The sequence below is a fragment of the Bacillus sp. CHD6a genome, assembly GCF_001293645.1.
Taxonomy (GTDB): domain Bacteria; phylum Bacillota; class Bacilli; order Bacillales; family Bacillaceae_I; genus Sutcliffiella_A.
Genome location: NZ_LBMD01000027.1, coordinates 13,955 through 37,723 on the forward strand (window position 1 = coordinate 13,955; position 23,769 = coordinate 37,723).

The 23,769-nt window shown below is 40.6% G+C and carries 22 protein-coding genes; 11 read left to right on the plus strand and 11 right to left on the minus strand.

Annotation, left to right across the window (positions count from 1 at the left end; genetic code table 11):
* The first annotated feature begins 12 nt into the window (after positions 1-12).
* Positions 13-1,827, plus strand: a complete 1,815-nt coding sequence (gene pepF / locus AAV98_RS16540; RefSeq protein ID WP_060666642.1) for an oligoendopeptidase F — start codon at positions 13-15, stop codon at positions 1,825-1,827.
* A gap of 707 nt (positions 1,828-2,534) precedes the next feature.
* Positions 2,535-2,714: a cysteine-rich CWC family protein gene (locus tag AAV98_RS20955; RefSeq protein ID WP_082380934.1), complete on the plus strand. Its 180-nt coding sequence runs from the start codon at positions 2,535-2,537 to the stop codon at positions 2,712-2,714.
* A 193-nt stretch (positions 2,715-2,907) separates the two neighbouring features.
* On the opposite strand, the gene AAV98_RS16545 is transcribed toward AAV98_RS20955, so the two are convergent.
* From AAV98_RS16545 to AAV98_RS16560, 4 genes are all read right to left on the minus strand, one after another.
* Positions 2,908-3,780, minus strand: coding sequence for a ClpXP adapter SpxH family protein (locus AAV98_RS16545; RefSeq protein ID WP_060666643.1), 873 nt, complete (start codon positions 3,778-3,780; stop codon positions 2,908-2,910).
* Positions 3,770-4,186, minus strand: coding sequence for a globin domain-containing protein (locus AAV98_RS16550; RefSeq protein ID WP_060666644.1), 417 nt, complete (start codon positions 4,184-4,186; stop codon positions 3,770-3,772). Before AAV98_RS16550 ends, AAV98_RS16545 begins: the two co-directional genes overlap by 11 nt.
* Positions 4,187-5,190: 1,004 nt before the next feature.
* Entirely contained in the window at positions 5,191-5,844 is a 654-nt protein-coding gene (locus AAV98_RS16555; protein ID WP_060666645.1) for a lytic transglycosylase domain-containing protein, read from the minus strand.
* Positions 5,841-6,452 carry a CYTH domain-containing protein gene (locus AAV98_RS16560; protein ID WP_060666646.1) on the minus strand — a complete coding sequence of 204 codons (612 nt, stop codon included), beginning with the start codon at positions 6,450-6,452 and terminating at the stop codon, positions 5,841-5,843. The genes AAV98_RS16555 and AAV98_RS16560 overlap by 4 nt, the downstream gene beginning before the upstream one ends.
* 186 nt (positions 6,453-6,638) lie before the next feature.
* Between AAV98_RS16560 and AAV98_RS16565 the strand changes: the two genes are divergently transcribed.
* Genes AAV98_RS16565 through AAV98_RS16580 form a run of 4 tightly spaced genes read left to right on the plus strand, consistent with a single transcriptional unit; the run spans position 6,639 to position 9,393 of the window.
* Positions 6,639-7,007 (plus strand): hypothetical protein, encoded by a 369-nt coding sequence (locus AAV98_RS16565; protein ID WP_060666647.1) that lies wholly within the window; start codon positions 6,639-6,641, stop codon positions 7,005-7,007.
* A 15-nt stretch (positions 7,008-7,022) separates the two neighbouring features.
* Positions 7,023-7,655 (plus strand): GTP pyrophosphokinase, encoded by a 633-nt coding sequence (locus AAV98_RS16570; protein WP_060666648.1) that lies wholly within the window; start codon positions 7,023-7,025, stop codon positions 7,653-7,655.
* Positions 7,656-7,671: 16 nt separating this feature from the next.
* Positions 7,672-8,469 (plus strand): NAD kinase, encoded by a 798-nt coding sequence (locus tag AAV98_RS16575; RefSeq protein ID WP_060666649.1) that lies wholly within the window; start codon positions 7,672-7,674, stop codon positions 8,467-8,469.
* Between the two features lie 15 nt (positions 8,470-8,484).
* Entirely contained in the window at positions 8,485-9,393 is a 909-nt protein-coding gene (locus tag AAV98_RS16580; protein ID WP_060666650.1) for an RluA family pseudouridine synthase, read from the plus strand.
* 351 nt (positions 9,394-9,744) lie between these two features.
* On the opposite strand, the gene prpE is transcribed toward AAV98_RS16580, so the two are convergent.
* A complete protein-coding gene (prpE, locus tag AAV98_RS16585) occupies positions 9,745-10,485 on the minus strand; it encodes a bis(5'-nucleosyl)-tetraphosphatase PrpE (protein ID WP_060666651.1) in 741 nt (246 codons plus the stop codon).
* 211 nt (positions 10,486-10,696) lie between these two features.
* Between prpE and AAV98_RS16590 the strand changes: the two genes are divergently transcribed.
* On the plus strand, positions 10,697-12,760 hold the full coding sequence (locus AAV98_RS16590) for a cation:proton antiporter domain-containing protein (protein WP_060666652.1): 2,064 nt from the start codon (positions 10,697-10,699) through the stop codon (positions 12,758-12,760).
* A gap of 807 nt (positions 12,761-13,567) precedes the next feature.
* Positions 13,568-14,338: an enoyl-ACP reductase FabI gene (fabI, locus tag AAV98_RS16600; RefSeq protein ID WP_060666654.1), complete on the plus strand. Its 771-nt coding sequence runs from the start codon at positions 13,568-13,570 to the stop codon at positions 14,336-14,338.
* Between the two features lie 257 nt (positions 14,339-14,595).
* On the opposite strand, the gene AAV98_RS16605 is transcribed toward fabI, so the two are convergent.
* The gene (locus AAV98_RS16605; protein WP_060666655.1) at positions 14,596-15,885 is read right to left on the minus strand and encodes a UDP-glucose dehydrogenase family protein; all 1,290 of its coding nucleotides are present in this window, start codon (positions 15,883-15,885) and stop codon (positions 14,596-14,598) included.
* Positions 15,886-16,094: 209 nt separating this feature from the next.
* On the opposite strand from AAV98_RS16605, the gene AAV98_RS16610 reads away from it, so the two are divergent.
* The 3 genes from AAV98_RS16610 (at position 16,095) to AAV98_RS20370 (ending at position 18,851) form a co-directional block, all read left to right on the plus strand.
* Positions 16,095-16,913, plus strand: coding sequence for a UTP--glucose-1-phosphate uridylyltransferase (locus AAV98_RS16610; RefSeq protein ID WP_060666656.1), 819 nt, complete (start codon positions 16,095-16,097; stop codon positions 16,911-16,913).
* 210 nt (positions 16,914-17,123) lie between these two features.
* Positions 17,124-18,548, plus strand: coding sequence for an N-acetylmuramoyl-L-alanine amidase (locus tag AAV98_RS16615; RefSeq protein ID WP_060666657.1), 1,425 nt, complete (start codon positions 17,124-17,126; stop codon positions 18,546-18,548).
* Between the two features lie 126 nt (positions 18,549-18,674).
* On the plus strand, positions 18,675-18,851 hold the full coding sequence (locus AAV98_RS20370; RefSeq protein ID WP_156317832.1) for a hypothetical protein: 177 nt from the start codon (positions 18,675-18,677) through the stop codon (positions 18,849-18,851).
* A gap of 125 nt (positions 18,852-18,976) precedes the next feature.
* Here the strand turns inward: AAV98_RS20370 and AAV98_RS16620 are convergent, their stop codons facing one another.
* Genes AAV98_RS16620 through wecB form a run of 5 tightly spaced genes read right to left on the minus strand, consistent with a single transcriptional unit; the run spans position 18,977 to position 23,750 of the window.
* A complete protein-coding gene (locus AAV98_RS16620; RefSeq protein WP_060666658.1) occupies positions 18,977-19,981 on the minus strand; it encodes a polysaccharide pyruvyl transferase family protein in 1,005 nt (334 codons plus the stop codon).
* Positions 19,978-21,483, minus strand: a complete 1,506-nt coding sequence (locus AAV98_RS16625; RefSeq protein ID WP_060666659.1) for a glycosyltransferase — start codon at positions 21,481-21,483, stop codon at positions 19,978-19,980. Before AAV98_RS16625 ends, AAV98_RS16620 begins: the two co-directional genes overlap by 4 nt.
* Before the next feature lie 35 nt (positions 21,484-21,518).
* Complete coding sequence (locus AAV98_RS16630; RefSeq protein WP_060666660.1) at positions 21,519-22,523, minus strand: glycosyltransferase; 1,005 nt, start codon at positions 22,521-22,523, stop codon at positions 21,519-21,521.
* Positions 22,492-22,665: a hypothetical protein gene (locus AAV98_RS20375; RefSeq protein ID WP_156317833.1), complete on the minus strand. Its 174-nt coding sequence runs from the start codon at positions 22,663-22,665 to the stop codon at positions 22,492-22,494. The genes AAV98_RS16630 and AAV98_RS20375 overlap by 32 nt, the downstream gene beginning before the upstream one ends.
* Positions 22,662-23,750, minus strand: a complete 1,089-nt coding sequence (wecB, locus tag AAV98_RS16635) for a non-hydrolyzing UDP-N-acetylglucosamine 2-epimerase (RefSeq protein ID WP_060666661.1) — start codon at positions 23,748-23,750, stop codon at positions 22,662-22,664. The genes AAV98_RS20375 and wecB overlap by 4 nt, the downstream gene beginning before the upstream one ends.
* Positions 23,751-23,769 lie beyond the last annotated feature (19 nt).

The following is a 23,769-nucleotide window of genomic DNA, read 5'->3' on the forward strand; positions in this document are numbered from 1 at the left end:
GGGGGTTTAATGATGGCGGAACAAACTGCTGTTAAGAAATTACAAGAACGTAAAGACATCTCTGTGGAGGATACATGGAGATTGGAGGATATTTTCTCAAGTGATGAAGCATGGGAAAAAGAATTTCAAGAAGTAAAGGGAATGATCGGCAAAATAAAGGATTATGAAGGGAAACTATCCCAGTCTGCTGATGCATTGTTTGAAGCATTACAGTACCAGGATTCTATCTCCAGTCGATTAGGCAAGCTTTATACATATGCACATATGCGTTACGATCAGGATACTACCAACTCCTTCTACCAAGGATTGAATGACCGTGCCACAAATCTTTATACACAAGTGGCGAGCGCGCTTTCCTTTGTGGTGCCTGAAATCTTGACTATGAAAGAAGAAGACATTGCCAAGTTCCTTCAAGAGAATAAAGAACTTGCATTATATGAACACTCTTTAGACGAAATCAATCGCCAGCGTCCGCATGTGTTGTCCGCGAAAGAGGAAGCATTGTTGGCAGAAGCTTCTGAAGTGTTGTCCGCATCCTCAAACACATTCGGAATGTTAAACAATGCAGACATTACTTTCCCATCTGTAAAAGATGAAAACGGGGAAGAAATAGAAATCACGCACGGCCGTTACATTCGCTTCTTAGAAAGCGAAGACCAAGAAGTAAGAAAAAATGCATTTAAAGCAGTATATGAAACATACGGAAACTATCGCAACACATTCTCGAGCACATTAGGTGGAGCGGTGAAAAAAGACAACTTCCAAGCGAAGGTCCGCAACTATGATTCTGCCCGTCAATCTGCTTTAAGCAATAACAATATCCCAGAGACAGTGTATGATAATCTAGTCAACACAATCAATAAGAACTTGCACCTATTACACCGCTATGTAGATCTTCGTAAAAAAGTTCTTGGAGTAGAAGAGTTGCATATGTATGATCTTTATACTCCGTTAATTAAAGAAGCTAATATGAAGGTTTCATACGAGGAAGCGAAGGACTATTTACTTAAAGGACTTGCTCCGCTGGGTCAGGAGTATCTCGATATTGTAAAAGAAGGATTCGACAACAGATGGGTGGATGTTCAAGAAAACAAAGGGAAGCGCTCGGGTGCCTATTCATCCGGGACATATGGCACTAACCCATACATTTTAATGAACTGGCAGGATAATGTGAATAACCTGTTCACGCTTGCACATGAGTTCGGCCATTCTGTACACAGTTACTATACAAGAAAAACTCAGCCATATCCGTATGGTAATTACTCTATTTTCGTCGCAGAAGTAGCATCTACCTGCAACGAAGCACTTTTAAATGACTATCTCTTAAAAACAGTGGATGATGACAAAAAACGTCTATACTTGTTGAACCACTATTTAGAAGGTTTCCGTGGTACAGTGTTCCGTCAAACAATGTTTGCTGAATTCGAGCACAAGATTCATGAGCTTGCACAAAACGGGGAAGCATTGACGGCGGACCTGTTAACAGAAACTTATTATGAATTGAACAAGAAATACTTTGGCGAGAACATCACGATTGATGAAGAAATCGGCTTAGAGTGGGCAAGGATTCCTCACTTCTATTACAACTACTATGTATACCAATATGCAACAGGTTACAGTGCAGCTACAGCATTAAGCAAGCAGATCCTAGAAGAAGGACAGCCTGCTGTAGACCGTTATCTTGAATTCTTGAAAGCAGGAAGCTCGGATTATCCAATCGAAGTGTTGAAAAAGGCTGGAGTGGATATGACTCAATCCAATCCGATTGAAGAAGCTTGCAAGGTTTTTGAAGAGAAGTTAAAAGAGATGGAAGAATTGCTTTCCTAATAATGCAAATGAAGACCACCTTATCACGAGGTGGTTTTTCTTTATGGGAACGGTCTTATTTGAATCCTTTAAACCTGCGCTGATTGTTTAATAGCGCGATCAAAAGAAATAAAGAAAAGAATAATAAAGGCGAGGTCAAATAGATGGGGTAAAGCTTCATAAGTCCAAGAACATTAATGAAAAGGCTAAACAAAATAAATACGATGCAAACGATAAAAGGTATTTTTGACATAGATACTGCTCCCTCCAACTAGACTTGTACCTCTATTAGTTATATGTACGAAAAAGAAGGAGATTCCATTACAAAAATAATTCGATTGTGACAAAGTTGTGAAATAGAGGTCTAACCTCTTGTCAAAAGTCTGAGGCATCTGATATATTATAACTGTGAAACGATTCACAAACAAACATATACCCCTTTGTTTGACCGTGAAAAATTTCTCCCATCCCCTTTGTTGTCTTTAATGACAATAGATTAGCCCTGGTCCCGTTGACCAGGGCTTTTCCTATATTTACAGGGGGAACTATGTTTTTAATAAGGACCAGGGGGTGAGAGGTCATTATTGAGTGTCTAAAGACGTCCAAGATGTGAAACAGACTAGACAGAGATCTTTACTATCATACATACTATTGGATAGGAAACCATTAACCGATTAATTTTGTAAAGTTTCTCATAGTAATATGCTTCACCAGAAAGGTTGGATGTTATGGATAAATTTAGTTGCCCAATATGTAACAAGGACAATAACTGTAAAGTTGATGAGGTTAATGAAACATGTTGGTGTATGTCTCTAACTATAGATCATAAAGTGCTAGATAAAGTACCAAAGGAACTTTTAGGAAAACAATGTATTTGTGAAAAATGTTTTAAAAATTCTGGAAAATAAGCAAGTAAGGTATTTGCTAGAATAGCTCAGCGAAAAGCAGCAAAGGTTTAAAATCTCTATAATCAAAAAACAACTTCTTCGGCCTTACTAGCCAAAGAAGTTGATACAAAACCTATATATCCTGGTAAATCGCAAGGCAAACATCAGTAGGTTGCCTCTCTCCTATACACGTTCTCTCCCTTGTGAATCTAACTCAATTTGCAATATATCTCCAAAACGTCCCATACTTCACGGGAACCTTCTCCACTCGCTGTGCCAGTTGAAGCTTCTTTAACTCATGCTCCACTTCTACGATCGGCAGGTTATAAACTACCGATATTTCCTTTGTTGCTACAAAGGAAAACTGCGATAAGAAATCCTCTAATGGTGGCAGCATCTTCGGAAATGGCTGTTCCCCTAGCATGTCTTGCAGAATGTGCACATACACTTCATAGGAATGATAGCCTGAAACCTTAATACCTTCCTCTTCAATATCTTCGTTAAAGAACACTAGAGTAGGTATCTCAGAAACGTCCATCTCATTAGTGATTTTAAAGTCACAATTTAAAGCCTTTGACGCACAGTCCCCGTTCATATCCTTTTGGAACTCTTCCATGTCGAGTCCGACAGACTCTGCACATTCCATTAGAACAGTGAGTTCAGAGATATTCTGTTTCTCTAGGAACAATACTTCTTGTAGCTTACGCAAGTATTTAATCCCTGCCTTACGTCCTTGAAGCTCGGCAGCCTTTATTGCAATCGATGCAACATATGGCGATTCAATCGGATTCTCAAGCCACAAGGACCCATCACAGGACATGCCGGAGCGGGTAGCAGTGCGTTCCCAAACTTGGGCCATTGATGCAGCATAGTGTTTTTTGGCAAGATTAAGGGATGTCAATTGGCCAGTGACAATATGCTTGATCGTAAAATACTGACCATACTGCACATATAATTTCTTCAACATCGGTTCTAATGCCCAACATTCTGGGCAGAGCGGATCGATGAAGAAGTAAATCTCTATTGGTTTATTTGTAGTATGCTGTATGTTTTGTAAATAAAATAATTTCTTATCATTACAGGTCACATGAATCTTCCTTTTCTTCAGGTTTGTCTGGGGTATTGATCATATGTTGGGCTGTTAGTACTAAACGCTGAAAAAATTCTTTTCGATATGAACCCTCAAGTCCCACTTCATCCATTGCCTCTTCCATACATGCAAGCCATGCTTTCGCACGCGTTGGTGTTATTTCAAAAGGCATATGACGTGCACGAAGCATTGGGTGTCCGTGCTCGCTCGTATAAAGAGGTGGTCCTCCTAAGTACTGGGTAAGAAATTGCTTTTGCTTCCTTGCTGTTTCCGTCAGATCATTCGGGAAAATAGGAGCTAAACTGGGATGGCGACCTACACGATCGTAAAATGCGTCTACAAGTTCTTCAATAACTTGCTCACCGCCAACAGCTTCAAAAGGTGATTGTATGTTATCCATCATTTTTAACTCCCTTATATCAAAAGTAACGATTGTATGTATATTTTAGCAATGTGGTTATTATATCTCAAACAATTCGATTCCACCCTTGCAAAATATAGGGAAAAAAGGAATTGGATTGGGAGAAAATTTTTGCAAACAGTTGATTTTCTTTACAGGCGCTTTGCTTGCCTGCGGGTGCTCCGTGAGCTTCCTCACTCCGTTGGTGGCCACTGAAAAAGTATTGATTTTAGTATTTTATTAATACCGCTGTTTATTTCCAAATATTTCTAGGGGCTGACGTGAGTTTCCTCGGCTACGCCGAAGCCACTGAAAAAAACCTTAATTTTGAAATATTATTAAACACCGCTGTTGATTTCCGCAAAAGGCTTCGCTTTCCTAGAGGCTGACGTGAGCTTTCTCGGCTACGCCGAAGCAACAGAAAAAGACTTTAATTTTGAAATTTTACTAAACATCGCTGTTGATTTCCGCAAAAGGCTTCGCTTTCCTAGGGGCACTGCTGGAGCCTCCTCGGCTACGCCTGTGGGGTCTCCACCTAGCGCTAGCTCCCTCAGGAGTCTTCGCCTTTTGCTCCAATCACCAGCTAGGAATTGATAAAAACTTTACGATATCAGTTTTTCAGTGGCTTCGCTATGCTTGCGGGATCTCCATCTAGCGCTAGCTCCCTCAGGAGTCTTCGCCTTTTGCTCCAATCACCAGCTAGGAATTAATAAAAACTTTACGATATCAGTTTTTCAGTGGCTTCGCTATGCTTGCGGGGTCTCCACCTAGCACTAGTTCCCTCAGGAGTCTTCGCCTTTTGCTCCAATCGCCAGCTAGGAATTAATAAAAAATTTTACGTTATCAGTTTTTCAGTGGCTTCCTCATTTGCAGGGTCTCACCTGTTCTTTCCTCCCGCGGGCGTCTGCGTGCCTTCACTTCAATCAACGGGTTATCCTCTTCCTTAGCTAAAATAAAAAACACCACACATGAAATGCTTATTTGCATGCGTGGTGTTTTAAAATTATTTAAGTGTGATAATTCCCTGTAACTTTACGGACGTAGTTCATGGTTTCTTTGAAAGGGGGGACTCCGTTGTATTTGTCGACGTTGCCTGGACCAGCATTGTAGGCGGCAAGTGCAAGGGTTAGGTTTCCGTCGTACTTATCGAGCATCTGTCGGATATATTTAGTGCCCCCCATTATGTTTTGGCGAGGGTCGAGTGCATTTGTAACACCAAGTCCTTTTGCGGTTAAAGGCATGAGTTGCATTAAGCCGGTTGCTCCTGCATGGCTTATGGCAGTGGGATTAAAATTTGATTCTTGTTGGATGATTGCTTTGATAAGTTTTGGATCGACCCCATATTTTACAGACGCTTCCTCAATAATCTCTTCAAAATCCGTTTGTCTAGCTACACTCATTTTCTCCTTGGCAGAGCCAGTCATCTTAACAATCTCCGCTTCCAAAAAGCTTGCATTCATAGAAAGCAATGCTGTATTTAAAGGATGGGAAAAAGAAGAGCCCTGTCCTGGTAGCGTGGTATTCCCTGTATTAGTTGTCATCATCCTCGACAACACAGTAGAAAATGGAAGGGTGGAATCAGATTGTGTGGATTGCTTGTTTTCTTGTAATCCTTGTAGGGCTTGAAGTTGCATCATAGACCTGAATTGTTCTACGTTCATATTTGACCCTCTTCTCCTTTAAATGCACATGCTTTAGCTTCGTAAAATCTCACAATTTTATTTTTCGTTTCACGGAGAGGGATTCCATAAGCCGCAAGAAGTTCATGGAATAATTTTTCGCCTTCTTTGTAATCTTTCACTTCATATTCCAGCTCAAAATCGCTAGTATCCATATAAGTGCTTTCATCCAATACTAATAACCCATCTTTATAAGGTAGCTCGGCGCGATTTGTTTTCAATGAACCAAAATAGATTATTTCAGATGGGGAGATAGAAAGATCCTCCCTTAAAATAGTGGAGATAACTCCGTTGACCAAGCCGTTTTTTTCACTTTTCATCGTTTGAAATTCATTTTCCGACACAACCTGATGGGTTTCTAAAAGTCCTTCTTTAGCGGGTTGTTTTAAGGTGAGCGTAAATGTGTCTCCTTTTTTTCGAATGCGGAGAGCACAACCTTTTTCCTTTAGGACAAACGCAGGCGTGTCAAAATAATGGTTCTCCTGTGTGAAAAAGTCAGCTGATTTCACCTTGAATGCCGAACAGAGAGATGTAAATTCATCAAAGGTCAATAAGTTTTTAAATTCAATTTCAATTTCCTGGTTAGTCATAGTTTTACCTCTCCTATTTAATATACTTCTATTATTACTTGCTTTTTGAGGGAAGGCAATGTTTAAGTGACATTCTTATAGGAATCAAGAAACACAATTTTTTGGAAAAAAGTTAGGTTTCCATTTCGTTGAAGGAAGGGAATTATGATAATATATGAGTAGGATTTAGGTTGGAAGGAGATTATTATGCAAAAAAGAATTGAAATCAAGAAAACATCATGGAACGAACAACAACTTTTGCTAGAGGCGGATTCTGTTTCTTTTCCGCTAGATCAGGTGTCTGCGAGCAATCAAATGCTGGTGGATTCAGACAATCTCGCATTTATTTATAAGCTGGAGACAGCAACGGAATTTATTTACGTAAGCATCAAAGATGATTTTTGGGTTGATGTGAAAAAGGCATTACAAGATAAGAAAGCGATAGTCCTTGTCGTGGATAAGACAGCATTACTGCTGACAAACATAGAAGAAGAACTAGGGTACTTAATAGAGAATATAAAAGATAACGCCAATTATGGGGAAGAGATGGAGAGAAGAGTAAACGAGATTTTTTAAGGGGTTTGGCCAATTATGATACAACACTGGGATATGTTTTTAGCGCCTTATAAACAGGCAATAGATGAAATGAAAGTAAAACTAAAAGGGATGCGCGGGCAATTTAAAATGCAATCAGAGCATTCGCCAATTGAATTTGTCACAGGAAGGGTCAAGCCGATTGCAAGTATCTTGGATAAAGCGACACGCAAAGGCATATCGCTTGAGAAGCTGGAAGATGAAATGCAGGACATAGCTGGTGTCCGTATGATGTGTCAGTTTGTCGATGATATACATAGAGTGGTGGAAATTCTGCGGATTCGCAACGATTTTGAAATCGTAGAAGAACGAGACTACATATCTTCTCGAAAAAATAGCGGCTATCGCTCCTATCATGTTGTAGTGCGTTATCCTGTACAAACAATTGAAGGAGAAAAGAAAATCCTTGTTGAAATTCAGATCAGAACACTTGCCATGAATTTCTGGGCAACGATTGAGCACTCTCTGAACTACAAATATAGTGGCCAATTTCCTCAAGATATAAAGGAAAGACTGGTTCGTGCAGCGGAGGCGGCGTATTTGCTTGATGCAGAAATGTCGCAAATCCGAGGAGAAATCCAAGAAGCACAAGCCATCTTTTCTCGTAAAAAAGAGCTAGATTCGAACTAACAAAAGGGGTGGGAGTATGAAATTTGCCATAACCTCCAAAGGGGACTCGGTATCAAATACTTTGATGCACAAAATGAGAACCTACTTGCAGGATTTTGATTTGATTTACGATGAAGATCAGCCCGATTTAGTTGTTTCTGTCGGTGGTGACGGGACGCTTCTATACGCCTTTCATCGCTACCGCAGCCGCTTGGATAAGACTGCTTTCATCGGGGTCCATACAGGTCACCTAGGCTTTTATGCCGACTGGGTACCTGAAGAGATTGAAAAACTGGTCATCGCAATAGCCAAAACGCCTTATCAAATTGTGGAATATCCATTGTTAGAAGTAATAATCCGCTACAATGATGGGGGAAGAGAAGCACGTTACCTTGCATTGAACGAATGTACGGTTAAAAGTGTGGAAGGAACATTGGTTATGGATGTGGAGATTAAGGGACAGTTATTTGAAACATTCCGTGGTGATGGACTGTGCATCTCCACTCCGTCAGGCAGTACCGCTTATAATAAAGCGTTAGGCGGGGCAATCTTGCATCCATCCCTTCCTGCCATTCAGCTGGCAGAGATGGCGTCCATAAACAACAGAGTGTTCCGTACCATCGGTTCACCACTTGTTTTACCCCAGCATCATACCTGTTTATTAAAGCCGGTCAATGATGTCGACTATCAAATCACCATTGACCACTTGACGCTGCTGCATAAGGATGTTAAATCTATTCAAAGCCGTGTAGCAAAAGAAAAGATTCGCTTTGCACGCTTCCGTCCTTTCCCTTTCTGGAAACGAGTCAGCGATTCATTTATTACGGATAAATAAGAGGACTGGTTTTGTATGGAACAATTTTCTCTCTGTTTTCAAATTGGTCAGCAAGATGAAGGCAAGCTTTTAAGGGATTTCTTGAAAGAGAAACAGATTTCCAAAGGGGCATTGATCGATATAAAATTCAACGGTGGGGCGCTGCATGTCAATGGCAGCGCCGTTACTGTGCGATACGTTCTACATGAAGGCGATATGGTTGAAGTATTTTTTCCAAAAGAAGAGCCGAGTGAAGATTTGGTGGCTGAGGACATTCCTTTGGATATCGTTTATGAGGATGAGTATGTGCTTGTGGTGAACAAGCCAGCTGGGATGGCATCCATACCGTCACGGGAGCATCGCTTCGGCACCCTTGCCAATGGTGTGCTAGGGTACTATAAATCGATTGGCATTTTCGCAACCATCCATATTGTTACTAGGCTGGACCTTGATACATCAGGGTTGATGCTTATTGCCAAGCACCGTCATGCCCATCATCTATTTTCCATGCAACAACGGGACTTTGGCGTCAAGCGGCGGTATGAGGCATTGGTTCATGGAGAGATGAATGCTGAAGAGCTAAGCACTTATGGGATGGTAGATGCTCCAATAGGTCGCAAGGATACCAGTATCATTGAGCGAGAGGTTCGGGATGATGGACAACGTGCGGTTACTCATTATAAGGTACTTCGTAATGGAGCGGGTTGGAGTCATATGACATTGCGCTTAGAGACGGGTAGAACTCACCAAATAAGAGTACATATGGCGCATCTTGGACATCCATTACTTGGCGACAGTTTATATGGAGGTTCTGAGTTTGCTGGAATGTCACGCCAGGCGTTGCATAGCTGTGAGCTAAGCTTCTTTCATCCGGTGGAAGAGCGGATGATGACCTTTCAATGCGAGTTGCCAGATGATATGAAAAGAGTGTTGGGGGAAAGCTGACGATCTGAGGGAATGTCGGCTTTCTTTTTTTCTGGGCTAGGCTTGCTGGCTGCGGTTTTCGCGCTAAGGGGGGAAGGGCGAGGGGGGAGTGGTGGAAAATGGGAATTGCCCGTATACGTTTGAATTTCGCCCGTAAACTCGGAAAAATCGCCCGTATTTTCTGATTTTCGCCCGTAAACTAACATTATCGACCGATTGAGTGAAACGTTGATCTTTGACGCGAGGCCGCCGAAGCTGACCTATTGCCTGGCCCGCCCATCGCCTGGGCCCCGTCGCCGCTGCGGAATTTCCCGCTTCTCCCGCCACCGTAGTCTGACCCTAGTCCACACCACTCGCCGATCCACGGTCTTCTCAGTCCCACAACTCCCGAAATTTCTCCTTCACAAACGGCATCCCCGAATCTACAGAAACGGTCTCCATCTCAGGGTAGCGCAGGGCGGATAACTTCCCACCAAAAACGGCACCTGTATCAATATTTGCAGTGTTATGGACGATTCTCACTTCACGAACTGGCGTGTGACCATAGACAATCCATGCATCTCCATCATATTCTTGTGCCCAATCTCGGCGCACTGGCATCCCGTTCTCGTGAAATTCTCCGGTAATATCTCCGTAAAGAACAAAGGTTTTCACTTTTTTACCCTGCTTGCCTATGTAGTCCTTTTTGATGCCTGCATGAGCGACAATTAGTTTACCATCATCCAACACCTGATAGAGCGGCGAATCCTCGTACAGTTTAATAAACATCTGTCGAAAGCGTTCCTGCTCAGCGCCATCTAGCGCCTCAAACTCAGCCACGGTTGTTTCCAATCCATGCGTATGCTGAACTTTGTTTCCTAAAAGAAAACGGTACAGTTTATTGCAGTGATTTCCGGGAACATAATATCCAAGTCCCGCTTCGACCAAAGCGTAAACGATCTTCGCCACGCCAATAGAGTCAGAGCCTCTGTCTGTAAGATCCCCCACAAAGGCAAGTTTTCTTTTATCAGGATGTTTATATAAACCATCAATCTTTTCATAGCCCAATTTCTTAAGCAAGGCCTTAAATTCGTCTATACACCCATGTATATCACCGATTACATCAATTTTCATAAAGCCGGAACACTCCTTTTTTGGACATATCTTTTTCCGTTCCCCATACAAATGAGTGAGAAAAAAGGAAAAAGTTCATACTACTGTTAATATCTTCATTCTACCATTAATGTAAATTTTTCATTAAAAATTTATCAGATTACTGTTTTAGCGTAATAAAAACATGATATAATTTTTGCTTATTACATATAAAATGATCGGGGAAGATAGCATGTTTGAATTACCAATAAAGGAACCTGTATTAGTTTTTACAATTGCCATGATCATCTTTTTCATTTTTCCCTATTTCATGAAATTGTTGCGGATTCCGGGGTTAATTGGACCGATTTTGGCGGGAGTCATCATTGGACCAAACGGATTGGCAGTGTTAGAGAGAAGCTCGACCATTGAGTTGTTAGGTACGGTCGGTTTGCTTTTCATCATGTTCATTGCCGGACTTGAGATGGACCTGGATGGTTTTAAAAAGTACCGAAATCGAAGCATAGTATATGGTATGCTTTCGTTTTGGATCCCATTAGCTGTTGGTACGGTGATAAGTTTGCTGCTCGGATATAGTATGGCAGCAGCTATTTTGATTGGTTCCATACTTGGTTCCCATACTCTCTTAGGCTACCCGATTGCCAGCCGTCTAGGGATTGGGAAAAGTAAAGCAATAACCACAGCTGTTGGTGGAAGTATTTTGACCGATACATTTGCCCTGTTAGTGCTTGCAGTCATTACAGGGGCAGCTTCAGGAGAACTTGATATTTATTTTGGTATAAAATTGACCTTCTCGTTGATCGTCTTTGTCGCGATTATATTTTTGGGGACACCCTATCTTTCTAGGTGGTTCTTCAGAAATATTGCGACGGAAGGAACAGGTGAGTTCATCTATGTCATGGTCATGCTATTCACAGCAGGATCCCTGGCACTTATTGCAGGTCTGCAGCCGATTATCGGGGCATTTTTAGTGGGGCTTGCCCTAAACCGTTTTATTTTCGATCAAGGACCGTTGATGAACAGAATTCGATTTACGGCCAACAGCATTTTCATTCCGTTCTTCCTGTTATCTGTCGGGATGCTGATGGATTTGAGTGTACTTGTCGGCAATGCGAAGGCATGGATTTTAACAATTGCCATTGTGCTCGGGCTTTTGGTAAGTAAGTATATTGCCGCAGTGCTAACCAGTAAATTTTACAACTACACCAAAGATGAAAAAATGGTGATTTTCGGACTAACCACTCCACAGGCTGCCGCAACACTTGCTGCTACCCTTGTTGGATTTAATGTAGGACTGTTGGATCAAGCAACGGTTAACGGCGTTATCATCATGATTTTAATTACGTGTATTGTTGGACCGTATTTAGTTGAAAAATATGGCCGAAAACTCGCACTGGAAGAAGAAATGATGCCAGTTCAAAAAGGCGATGCACTAGAGCGTATATTGATTCCAATTGCTAATCCAAATACGATGGAATCCTTGATGGACCTTGCTTTTGTCATCAGACAATCCAATTCTGTTGAGCATCCATTGTATGCACTAAGTGTTGTACAGCGTGACATGTGGGGAGCAGATGGAGATGTGGCAAAAGCAGAAAAAATGCTTGGCCAAGCGGTTTCCTATTCGAGTGGAGCGGATGTTCCTATCCGTGTGACGACAAGGGTAGACCGCAATATCGCGATTGGAATTAACAGAGCCATCGCAGAAGAACGTATTACCACCCTTGTTGCAGGCTGGAACGGAGAACGTACAGCACCTCAGAAAATTTTTGGCGGTGTCATCGATCAGGTCCTGGACCAGACGAACGTATCGGTATTGATTTCTAAGCTAGGCCATCCACTGAATACCACTAAACGGATAGTGCTGATTCTTCCAAGAGGGATTGACCATAAACCGGGGTACTGGGATGCACTAGCAACCATAAAATTAATCGCCAGCAATCTTGGGGCAACCATTCAATGCTATGTGATCAAAGGATTCCCAGATGTTTATAAAGCGCATATGCGTGAAATCAAACCAAATCCACCGACTATTGTCGAATGGGTGGAAGGTTGGACGGCACTCTATGACAACAAGCTGCCGACCCTGCAGCCAGATGACCTGGTGGTTGTAATAAGCGCAAGAAGAGGGACGACCGGCTGGCATCCACAACTTGAGAAGATTCCAGGAAAACTTGCAAAAATAAACCCGGAAAGCTTTATCATCTTCTATCCACGTGAGGAAAAAGAAGACCTGCGTGGAACACGCGGAACAGAAATACCAAAAGAAGTACTGCTTGGCAGGGATTATGATTGATTGGTTATAATTTGATAGGAAGCAGTGCAGGGAGGAGGATACCTGCACTGTTTTTTTTATTGTGATGACCTGAGGTTAGTTGTAAATGGGTTCATTTTAAGAAAGAGTGGTTCTCTCCGCCGAAACCCAAGCTGTGGAAGCAAAAACGGTAAGAGAGGGGGGGGCTCTCCGCCGAAACCCCAGATGCGAAAGCAAAAACGGTAAGAGATGGGGGTTCTCTTCGCCCAAAAACCAGCTGCGAAAGCAAAAACGGTAAGAGAGAGGGTGTCTCTTCGCCCAAAAACCAGCTGCGAAAGCAAAAACGGTAAGAGAGAGGGTGTCTCTCCACCCAAAAACCAGCTGCAAAAGCAAAAACGGTAAGAGAGAGCCCGTCTCTCCCCCCAAACTCCAACTCCAAAAGCAAAAACGGTAAGAGAGAGGGTGTCTCTGCGCCAAAACCCAAGCTGCAAAAGCAAAAACGGTAAGAGAGAGCCCGTCTCTGCGCCCAAACTCCAGCTGCAAAAGCAAAAACGGTAAGAGAGGGGGGTTCTCTCCGCCCAAACCCCATCTCGAAAATCAAAAACGGTAAGAGAGAGCCCCCCCTCTCCGCCCAAACCCCAACTCCAAAAGCAAAAACGGTAAGAGAGAGCCCGTCTCTCCCCCCCAAACCCCAACTCCAAAAACAAAAACCGTAATAGCCCCCCCATATATCCCCAGTTACTACCAGCTACTCCAACTTCCCAAAAGATTAAGTTCGCATTTCGACAACTATATGCTATAATTGTGACTAGGTACTAATAACTTATATAAATAGGAGGATATAAAACAATGAACTTATCCTTAGATGGTCGTACATATGTAGTAATGGGAGTAGCAAACAAAAGAAGTATCGCATGGGGTATCGCACGTTCCCTGCATGACGCTGGTGCACGCCTTGTGTTCACATACGCAGGTGAGCGCTTAGAAAAGAGCGTAAGAGAGCTTGCGGATTCTTTAGAAAGAAATGACTCCATCGTTCTTCCATGTGATGTAACAAAAGACGAGGAAGTGCGCACTTGCTTCCAGCAGATTAAAGAAGAAATTGGCACGATACACGGTGTAGCGCACTGTATCGCGTTCGCTAACAAGGAAGAGCTACAGGGCGATTACATGAACACGACAAGAGATGGATTCATGCTCGCACACAATATCAGCTCCTATTCTTTAACAGCAGTAGCTAAAGAAGCAAAGGAAATTATGACAGAAGGCGGCAGCATTGTAACACTAACCTACCTTGGCGGCGAAAAAGTAGTTCCTAACTACAACGTGATGGGTGTTGCAAAAGCAAGTCTTGATGCAAGCGTGAAATACCTTGCGAACGACCTTGGAAAAGTGGGGATACGTGTGAACTCCATTTCTGCAGGACCGATCCGTACGCTTTCAGCAAAAGGTGTAAGTGACTTTAACTCTATTTTGAAAGAAATTGAAGAAACCGCTCCATTACGTCGAGTGACGACACAGGAAGAGGTAGGAGATACTGCATTGTTCTTGTTCAGTAACCTGTCTCGTGGAATTACTGGGGAAAACATTCACGTTGATTCTGGATATCATATCTTTTAATAAGGCTCATTCCGCAACATGTAAAATTTCCATAAAAAATCCGTGCTTGATCTTTAAATCAAGCACGGATTTTTCTGTTATAGGAGTTAGGCGATAACTGGGAGCATTGGCATTTCCATTTAAAAGTACTTTACAATAATGCTTCCGACTTCAAATTGATTTTTGTCACAAATCAATGGACGATACCTCCATTGATAGGACCACTAAAGACCTCTACCTTTTTATCTATAAACCGGCAGCTCCCGTAAACAATACTCTCATCCACGTCCCACACCTTTATAGTTCAGTCCAAATCCCAATACATCTTCCCTATTTATACAGTTTCTGCCGTCGAGGATAAGATTACCCTTAATATGTGCTTTAACATGCTTCCAGTCTAGTTGACATATCTCCGGCCAATCTGTGGCAATGATGACCGCCTCTGAATCAATATAGGATGATTGCAGTGATGTATGCTGAGTGGCTATATGACGTAAATCAGCAGGTAAAAACGCTTTCGGATCATACGTATGAACATCGGCTCCCAGGGAATGCAGCTGTTGAATAAGTGCTATGGCAGGGGAATGCCTTATATCATCTGTATTTGGTTTAAACGATATTCCGAGGACGGTCACTTTTTTATCCTGGATAGAAGGAAGATCTTTTTGCAATTTTTTTATATACCATTCCAATTGAGTGGAATTTACTTCCTGCACCGCATCCAAAATGGGGGTGCTGACTAATTTGGCAGCAGCAATAGATTGCAATGATTGTAGATCCTTTGGAAAACAAGACCCACCGTATCCTATTCCAGCCTGAAGAAAATGCGGACCTATCCTTTGATCTGCTCCTAAGCCTTTTGCGACATCCAAGACATCTGTTCCATAAAAGTCGCAAATTCGAGCAATTTCATTTATAAATGATATTTTAGTGGCAAGAAAGGCGTTTGATGCATACTTAATCATTTCTGCTCCATTCCAGCTTGTGACGATAAATGGGGCGCTTAAAGGTTGATAAATTTCCCTTATAATCACTTCCGACCGTTTATCATTTTCTGATATCCCTATGACCGTTCTATCTGGATGGAACATATCATGAATGGCAGAACCCTCCCGCAGAAATTCAGGGTTGGAAACAATATTATACATGGAAGGGGATACTCCTTTTGACAGCAGATACTGGTGCATTTTTTGATTTGTCCCAGGTGGCACAGTACTTTTGATAATGATGGTTTTATAATTTTGTATTTGTTGTGCAATGGTTGTGAAAACAGATTGAAGAAAACTTAAATCAGTGCTTCCGTCTGTTAAACCAGGAGTTCCGACTGTCACAAAGATGACGGTACACCTCTGAATAGAATCGGGTAGGTTTGTTGAAAAAGTTATTTTATCGCTATTTTTACAGATTAATTCTTTTAATTGCGGCTCGTAAATAGGAACATTTCCTTCTTGAAGCTTCTGTATTTTATCTGAGTTAATATCCACACAATGAATAAGATGTCCGAATTCCGCCAGCACGGCAGAGGTGGTGAGCCCTACATAACCGGCTCCTATGATGCAGATGTTCAAGAATTACACTCCCTTTAGGTCTAACCAATATAGAATAGACCAGGCAATTTCATTTAATATACTATTACTGGACAAAGGGGGATTGTGACAAAAACACTGCCTAAAAAGAATTAAAGAAATGGAGTTTATCGCCCTTTTTCTATAAGACAACATTCTGGTTTATATATAATGAATACGATAAAAAAAAGAAAGGAAAAGAGGGGTTTAGTGTGGTGAAAAAAGCGATTATACCAGCAGCAGGCTATGGGACTAGGGGGTTACCCATCACTAAGGTACTACCCAAAGAGATGTTCCCGATAGATTTAAAGCCTGCTATTCATTATGTGGTAGAGGAAGCTATCAAATCCGGCATTGAACAAATATTAATGATTGTTTCAAAAAAGAAAAACATGATTGTTGATTACTTTGATGAATCCTTAGAGCTTGAGGCCTTTCTGGAAAGGGAAAACAAACATCATCTGATCGAAATTGTACCAGTACCTTCAGTCCCTATTCATTATATCCGCCAACCATATGCAAAAGGCCTGGGAGATGCCATAAGACTCGGTAAGTCATTTATTGGGGATGAGCCATTTGCTGTTCTTTTGCCCGATGATATTATGATTTCAGAAAAGGAACCTGCTTTAAAACAGCTTATAAACCAATACAATAAATTCGGAAAATCAGTCATCGGAATAAAAGAAGTGGAAGAGTCCAAATTGAAACATTACGGTGTTATAAGTGGTGAGCCAAAAAGAAATGGGTTGTTTAAATTAAATAATATAGTAGAAAAGCCTAGTGAAAATGCTCCATCTAATTATGCTGTAATCGGCAGATATATTTTCACCCCTGAGATTCTATCCATATTGAATAAAAAACAAGCACCAGCTGGTGGAGAGCTGCAGCTTACTGATGCAATTAAAGATCTGTTATCTCAAGAAGAATGCTATGGAAAAGTTGTTAACAGTGAACGATTTGATATTGGGATTAATGAAGAGTATATAAATTTGATTAATGAAATCGAGCGAATTAATAAAAGGAGGAAATAAAGGTGTCAGGACATTTTCTGACATTTTTCCTCATTTATGATAGAAATGGCTGTATCCAAGCGTAGCTCATTTTACATAGATAATAGTAATAGATTTGTGTTTTTTTATTCTCTTTAACTATTCTATTAAAAATATTCCGCAAATCTGTCATTCACCCATACCACCCTCACAACTCTAGCATATCCTATAGCAAAAGGAGGGAATCACCAGATGAAATTGATAGTTTTAGACCCTGGTCATGGTGGACAGGACCCTGGGGCTGTGTTTCAGACGCTCCAAGAAAAAAGTTTGAATTTAGATATAGCCAAGCGTGTGAGGGCATATTTGGAAAAAGAATATGAAGTGAAGGTGATGATGACAAGAGAGGGGGACACTACGGTTAGTCTTGAGGCTAGATCGAATCTCGCGAACTCTGTTAAAGCGGATTATTTCTGTTCTATTCACCATAATGCAGGTGGGGGGACAGGCTTTGAAAGCTATCGATTTAATGGTAGTAACTCTTTATCTAGTAGAACAAAGACTTTTCAGGAAATTGTTCATAGAGAAGTCATTAATGTGGTTACAGGTAAATACAATAGGAGAGATAGAGGAATCAAAGCGGCGAACTTTCATGTGTTAAGAGAAACGGCGATGCCATCTGTTCTGTTGGAAATTCTGTTTCTTGATAGCACCGAAGACAGGGCACTCATTCAACATGAAACCTTTAAAGAGGATGTGTCCGCTGCAATCGGGGAAGGTCTTGCCAAAGCTTTGGCCCTGCCAAGGAAGGTGACTACGAACTTGTATAAAGTATTTGCCGGTTCATTTAAGGATAGGAAAAACGCAGAAGCCAGACTGAAATTTCTTCAGGAAAAGGGAATTACAGCATTCATTGCGACTACGACGTTAAACGGTGCACCGTATTTTCGTGTGCAAGCGGGTGCATTTAAAGACAGGGAAAACGCAGAAAACCTTGTGACACAAATTAAAGGGTTAGGGGTAGAAGCATTCTTCTTAGTCGAAAGTACTATGCCGCCAGCACCCACACCTCCAGCAGACCCAACACCACCAACTCCGCCAAAACCACCAAACATTCCTATGCCGAAGGGACGATCCATTGAAGGCAAATCTGTTTTAAAAGCTGAAGAGTTAAATGCCTTCGTCAAATCCATTAATGGGAATGCGCCTTTACTTGGTGAATATTATATAGAGCTTGGTGAAGCTTATAACGTCAGGGGTGATGTCGCCTTTGCACAGGCCATCCACGAAACAAACTACTTCCGTTTTACTGGAGGCGTCAAGCCAAGTCAAAATAACTATGCAGGCATCGGTGCGACAGGCGGAGAGGTGAGAGGCGCCACTTTTGCTACACCAGAAGAAGGGGTTCTTGCTCATATTCAGCATCTTTACGCGTATGCAAATCGTAAGCCGCTGCCATCAACCTATCCAAAAGTAGATCCCCGATTTGACTTTGTTACAAGAGGAGTTGCCCCTGGATGGATTGATTTAAATGGTCGCTGGGCGGTACCGGGAACACAGTACGCACAACTAATTTTGAAAATATATGAAAAAATGTTGGAAGAAACGATTACGGTAAAACAGGTAGAGTTGGAGAAGATGAGGGATGTTTTGGTGGAAGTAAGGAAAGATAGATAAAAGTAATCTTTAGGAGTTAAGTTTCATTCGACAAAAAAACTTAGGGGATGTTTTCAAAAATGTCATCAAACAACCTATAAGCAGCATAATATAGTGAAAATCCTAATGTGTTAGGGAGGGGTTTAGATGACATTAGAGGTTTGTAAAGCAGAATTGAATGTGAATTTCAAACAAGGATTTACCATTTCGCCTGAATTAAGTATTGAGGAAGCATTAAAGGCAGTTTTGCAAGGTTTGAAAAATGGAGACGCACAAGAGGTAAATATAGCTGTTGAATACAGGCAGAAAGAAACAATTGAATAAGTGTTTATGGGATTTCGTTAGCAGTCTAATTAGGTTACCTTAACTAACTGGACTGCTTTTTATATGGAGAGCAACAAGAATAGTCTGTTGTCCCAAAAGACAACAGACTATTTAATTTTAATATCTTAGGATTGATGTAGATTTTCTATTTCTTTTTTAAGAGAAGTAAGCGATCTATCACTTAATTGTTCCATTTCTTTTATTTTGTGAGCGATTTGTAACATTCTCTTATCGCCATTTTTTAGTACATACTCAAGTTTGGCTTGTAAAACGGCTTCTTCCTCTTGGTAATCACAAAAGAAATCCCCTAAATCAAAGGCCTGGAGGAGGCTTTTTACTTTGCTTAATCTACTTAGACAAAATGTTGGGACATTATTTCTAATGCCTACTAAAGAAGGATGAAGTTTAAAGGAAACTAAATAATCCAAGTTTTGTATATGACTATATGTTACGTCCAAGTATTGATAATTCTTGATGACAATATCAGCGTTAGGATTAAGTTGCAAAATTGCTTCCTTTAACTTTACACAAGTGTTGAGATCGGAGAATCTGTTTCGGACGTCCACTACAGCTATTAGAGAAAGGGTGTATTCGTTAGGGGATAATGTAGAGAGAATTTTAGCTATTTTTTCTAAAGGGAATTCATCATAGGAGAAGCTGCAGACACCGATAGTTTTTTTATTTGGATTTTTAATAATGGGATAATTTGGTTGTTTGTAACTAAAAGCAATATCTGGAACTTTTTTGATATTGGCATTCAGTTGTATATGTTCCGCAAGCCTTACAGAGTTTGAGTCTCTTACATATAATCCTTTTGCATGTGTTATAACTTCTCGATACTTTTCAACTTCCTCTTTTGGCCATGTTTCAGGAGGATAAAAGTCAACAATTCCTACGCCGTAAACCCAGGTTGGAAGTTTTATTAAACCTTTTGGAAAGTAACTGTCGTTATAAGAGTAAGGAATGATTAGGTCTCCTCCTCCTACGATGACAGAGTCAGAAGAGAAATAATCGATATGGTTAACAATTGGATATACAGTATGTTCATGAAAGACTTGTTTGAATGTTTCAAGAAATAGTTCATCACCAAAATTTCCTTGGCCATAATAACCAGCAATACCTATTTTCATTTCCTCACCTCATCTGTTCTTTTAAATATGGAAAGCCGAGGGTTATTTAGTCTTATATGACCATTATTTTTACTTTTTAATTGAAAGCTAGGAATAACTCCTAATTTCTTAACTAACTCCGTAATGTCTACCGAATATGTGTTGTTAATGGATTCTTGCAAGTCGTAGTTTTTAAAGGAATGGAGGTCAAGTTTAGTCGAATATGTTAGCTTGTCGAGATTTATATCATTAAGGGTATAATTAATTTCTACATGAAAAGATTGAGTTGATTCTATATCAAAGTCCAAGTAAATATGGTCACTTCTTAAATCTATCTTTTCTTTTGGAGCTTTCAAAAAACATTGGTACTCGCCCTGTGGCTTTTTCCCGATGAATGGAGGGTCATGTTTAAGATTAGTGTTGGGGTAATAGGAATTGGTAGTGCAGTGTGCTAATGTAAACGTATCATGATGATAGGAAATAGAAGTTAATAGTTGATGGGTTTCACCGCGCTTTCTAATGGCTGGAAAATAATTTACCAATGATTGTTGAATGGTTTTATACCGTTCTTCCCAACTAAATTGTTTAGCATATTGTGATAAATAAGTCGGGTTTCGCTTATACACAAGTGCTTTGGCAATATCCGAAAGAAATTGATGATGTGTTTCTGCAACATCTACATAAGGTACCATTTTCTTCACTTCAGGGAGATTAGTAGATACAACAGGTTTTCCTGCAGCTAAATATTCATAAACCTTAATGGGGTTTGTACTTTCCGTAATTCTATTTAGTTTAAATGGGATAATACAAATATCAAAGTAAGCAAGGATAGCTGGAAGATTACTATAATCTCTATATCCAAGATAATAAACATTAGTTTTATCTACTATGTCAGAAGTTAACATAGGACCTATAATAATAATTTGACCATTTGGATAGGTGTCGGCTAATTTGGAAATGATTTCTTTATCTACCCATGGGGCCCACGCACCGATATAGCCAATTTTCGGTCCTTTGGAAGAAGGGACACCTTCCAACATGTCGGCATGAATAGATTGGGATTTATTGAAAAATTCCCAATCACACCCATTAGGAACGAGCGTAACAGGCGTTTCTGGTGCAATCTTCTTCATTTTCTCCTTCAAGTTCAGGGCGGTACAAACAATGGTATCTACTTCATGGATCCATCGTTTTTCATCATCATCCCAATCTGGGAAGTCATCTACACAATCGTAAACAAGAAAGTCTGCATGACATGCTTTAGCAAATGGTATTTTTTTGCTCCACGATGTCCAATATAGTTTCTCTTCCTCTAACTTAGGTACTATTTTATCTAAAAAAAATTGGGCATGGTTAATGGTAAATAAGTTATGTTCTACTTCACTCCAAACTTTACCAGGTTGGTTTTCCTTATTAAAATAAAGGACAGTGTGTTGGTCTTTAGCAAACTGACTCATTATATGTTGAGGACGTTGCCTCATATAAGACCAGTCGATTGTAGGTGGATAAATAATAATAGTCATAGTTCACCTCTGATAGTTAATTTAAATAACTCTGTCTACTTTTTTGATTGATTTAGGTTATTAATGAGAGAGATTGCTTGATTTACACGATGGCTCCAAGTATTGGAGAGTGCATAATTTTTTCGTTTGAAGCTGTCACCTGGATCTTTTAATCGCGAATGTACTTTTGAAATAAATTCTGAATAACTTCTTCCAACATCAACCAAATCTTTAACCAATAAACATTCAGGTAACGCTGTGGATACGACTGGTTTGCCTGTAGCCAAATATTCATACATCTTTACTGGATTTGTGGCTAACGTAACGGAAGTTAGCTTAAAAGGGATAATACAAATCGCCATCTGTTTCAAATGGGATGCTAGTTCATGGTGGGGAAGGTGCCCTAAGAACGTTACATTTGGCATATGATCTAAAGAGAACTTTTTACCAAATTCCACTCCTATTATCTTGATTTCACAATCTTTAAATTCACGTGCAAGCCTTATGATTAAATGATCATCTACCCAGGGAGCCCATGCCCCGATATAACCTATTATTTTTTTAGGTGGCAAATTATGCCGTGATGGAATATGGAGACCCATAGACTCGTCATAGGCATTACGAATCAAGTCGATTTTTTTATGAGGGTATTCTTTTTTTAGACGCAAGTATAGTCTTTCTGCTGTACACGATACTGCATCGGCAATCTCGATCATTTCTTTCTCGTATTTGATCCAATCAGCAAATTCATCCACACAATCATAGATGATCCAATCAGCTTTATATACTTTTAATTCCTTTGCTAACAATGCCCATGAGCACCAAACACCCACTTTGCAACCTTTCTCTTTTCTGACATTCGGTAATGTATCATTTAACCAGTTGTCATGATGATGAACTAAATAAAGGTTTGGAGCAATTTCTTCTATTTCCCGATCTTGTTGAGTCTTATTACAGTAGAATACCGTGTATCCTTGTTTTGCAAAATTCTGCATTAACTGTTGAGGTCTTTGCTTCATAAAACCCCAATCAATGGTTGGAGGATAAATAAGGATGTTCACTGATATTCGCCCCCTTCCCGTATGGAACAGTTTTCGAACATATATTGATTAGGACTATATTCAAACGAACACTTACCGCTTCAAGGATGGCGTCATCTCCAGCATTTCCTGCTCCATAAAATCCATAGGTGAATAATTTCATGTTGATCCTCCTAGCATGATGTCGATAATGTTTGCACTGATACCAGCCGTTCCATAAGGGTGATTCCAATTAGGGGAAGTGGTTGATACCCTTTCCACTGAATGAATTATCTTGAAAGTATCAAAACCTGCTAGTGTATTCGATCCACATTCCACTGTCTCAGGGCGTTCGGTGTTTTCCCGTAAGGTGATACAAGGTGTCCCTAATATGCAGGATTCTTCTTGCAATCCTCCGCTATCGGTTAACACGATTTTGGCATGTTGTTGTAGGTGTATGGTTTCATGGAAATTTGGTGGGGGATCTAGTACGAGAATGTTTGGATGATGGATTAAAGGGTCTAGCATATTATTGTTTATGAGTATTTTCTTTGTTCGAGGGTGAAGCGCCCACACCACTTTTTCGGATGTGTGAGCGGCAAGATGCTTTATGGCTTCCATGATTCCGGTTAAGCGCTTCCTGTTATCCGTGTTTTCTTGGCGGTGGCACGTGACAAACAGATAGCCCTTTGATTGTAAGGAATATTTACCGAGAATGCTTGGTGGTACTCCCTCTGATATATAGGTAACGGCGTCGACAATGGACTGGCCAACAAGATGGATTCCTTTGTTTATGCCTTCCTTTTTCAAATTATGAACGGCTCCTTCGGTAGGGCAGAAAAGGTAATCAGAGAGGTGATCAACAAGAACTCGATTTGTTTCTTCTGGCATGGTTCTGTCATAGCTTCTTAACCCAGCTTCTACATGAGCAATCTTGGCATCCGTTTTACAGGCAGCAAGGCTTGCAGCTAGTGTCGTATTGGTATCCCCATGCACGACAACGATATCAATTTTTTCTTTTATAATAATTTCTTCCATCTTTACCATAATCTTGGCCGTTGTTTCACCATGTGTACCAGAACCTACACTAAGATGATAATCTGGCTTAGGGAGTGCAAATAGATCTAGGACCATTCCATCCATAAAGTAGTCGTAGTGCTGGCCGGAATGTATAAAGAGATGAGTGGAATTTCGTTTTTTAAGTTCCTTGATCAAGACGGCCATTTTTATTAATTCAGGCCTGGTGCCGACAATGATAGCTATTCTCATAACGATTTAGTCCTCTCCA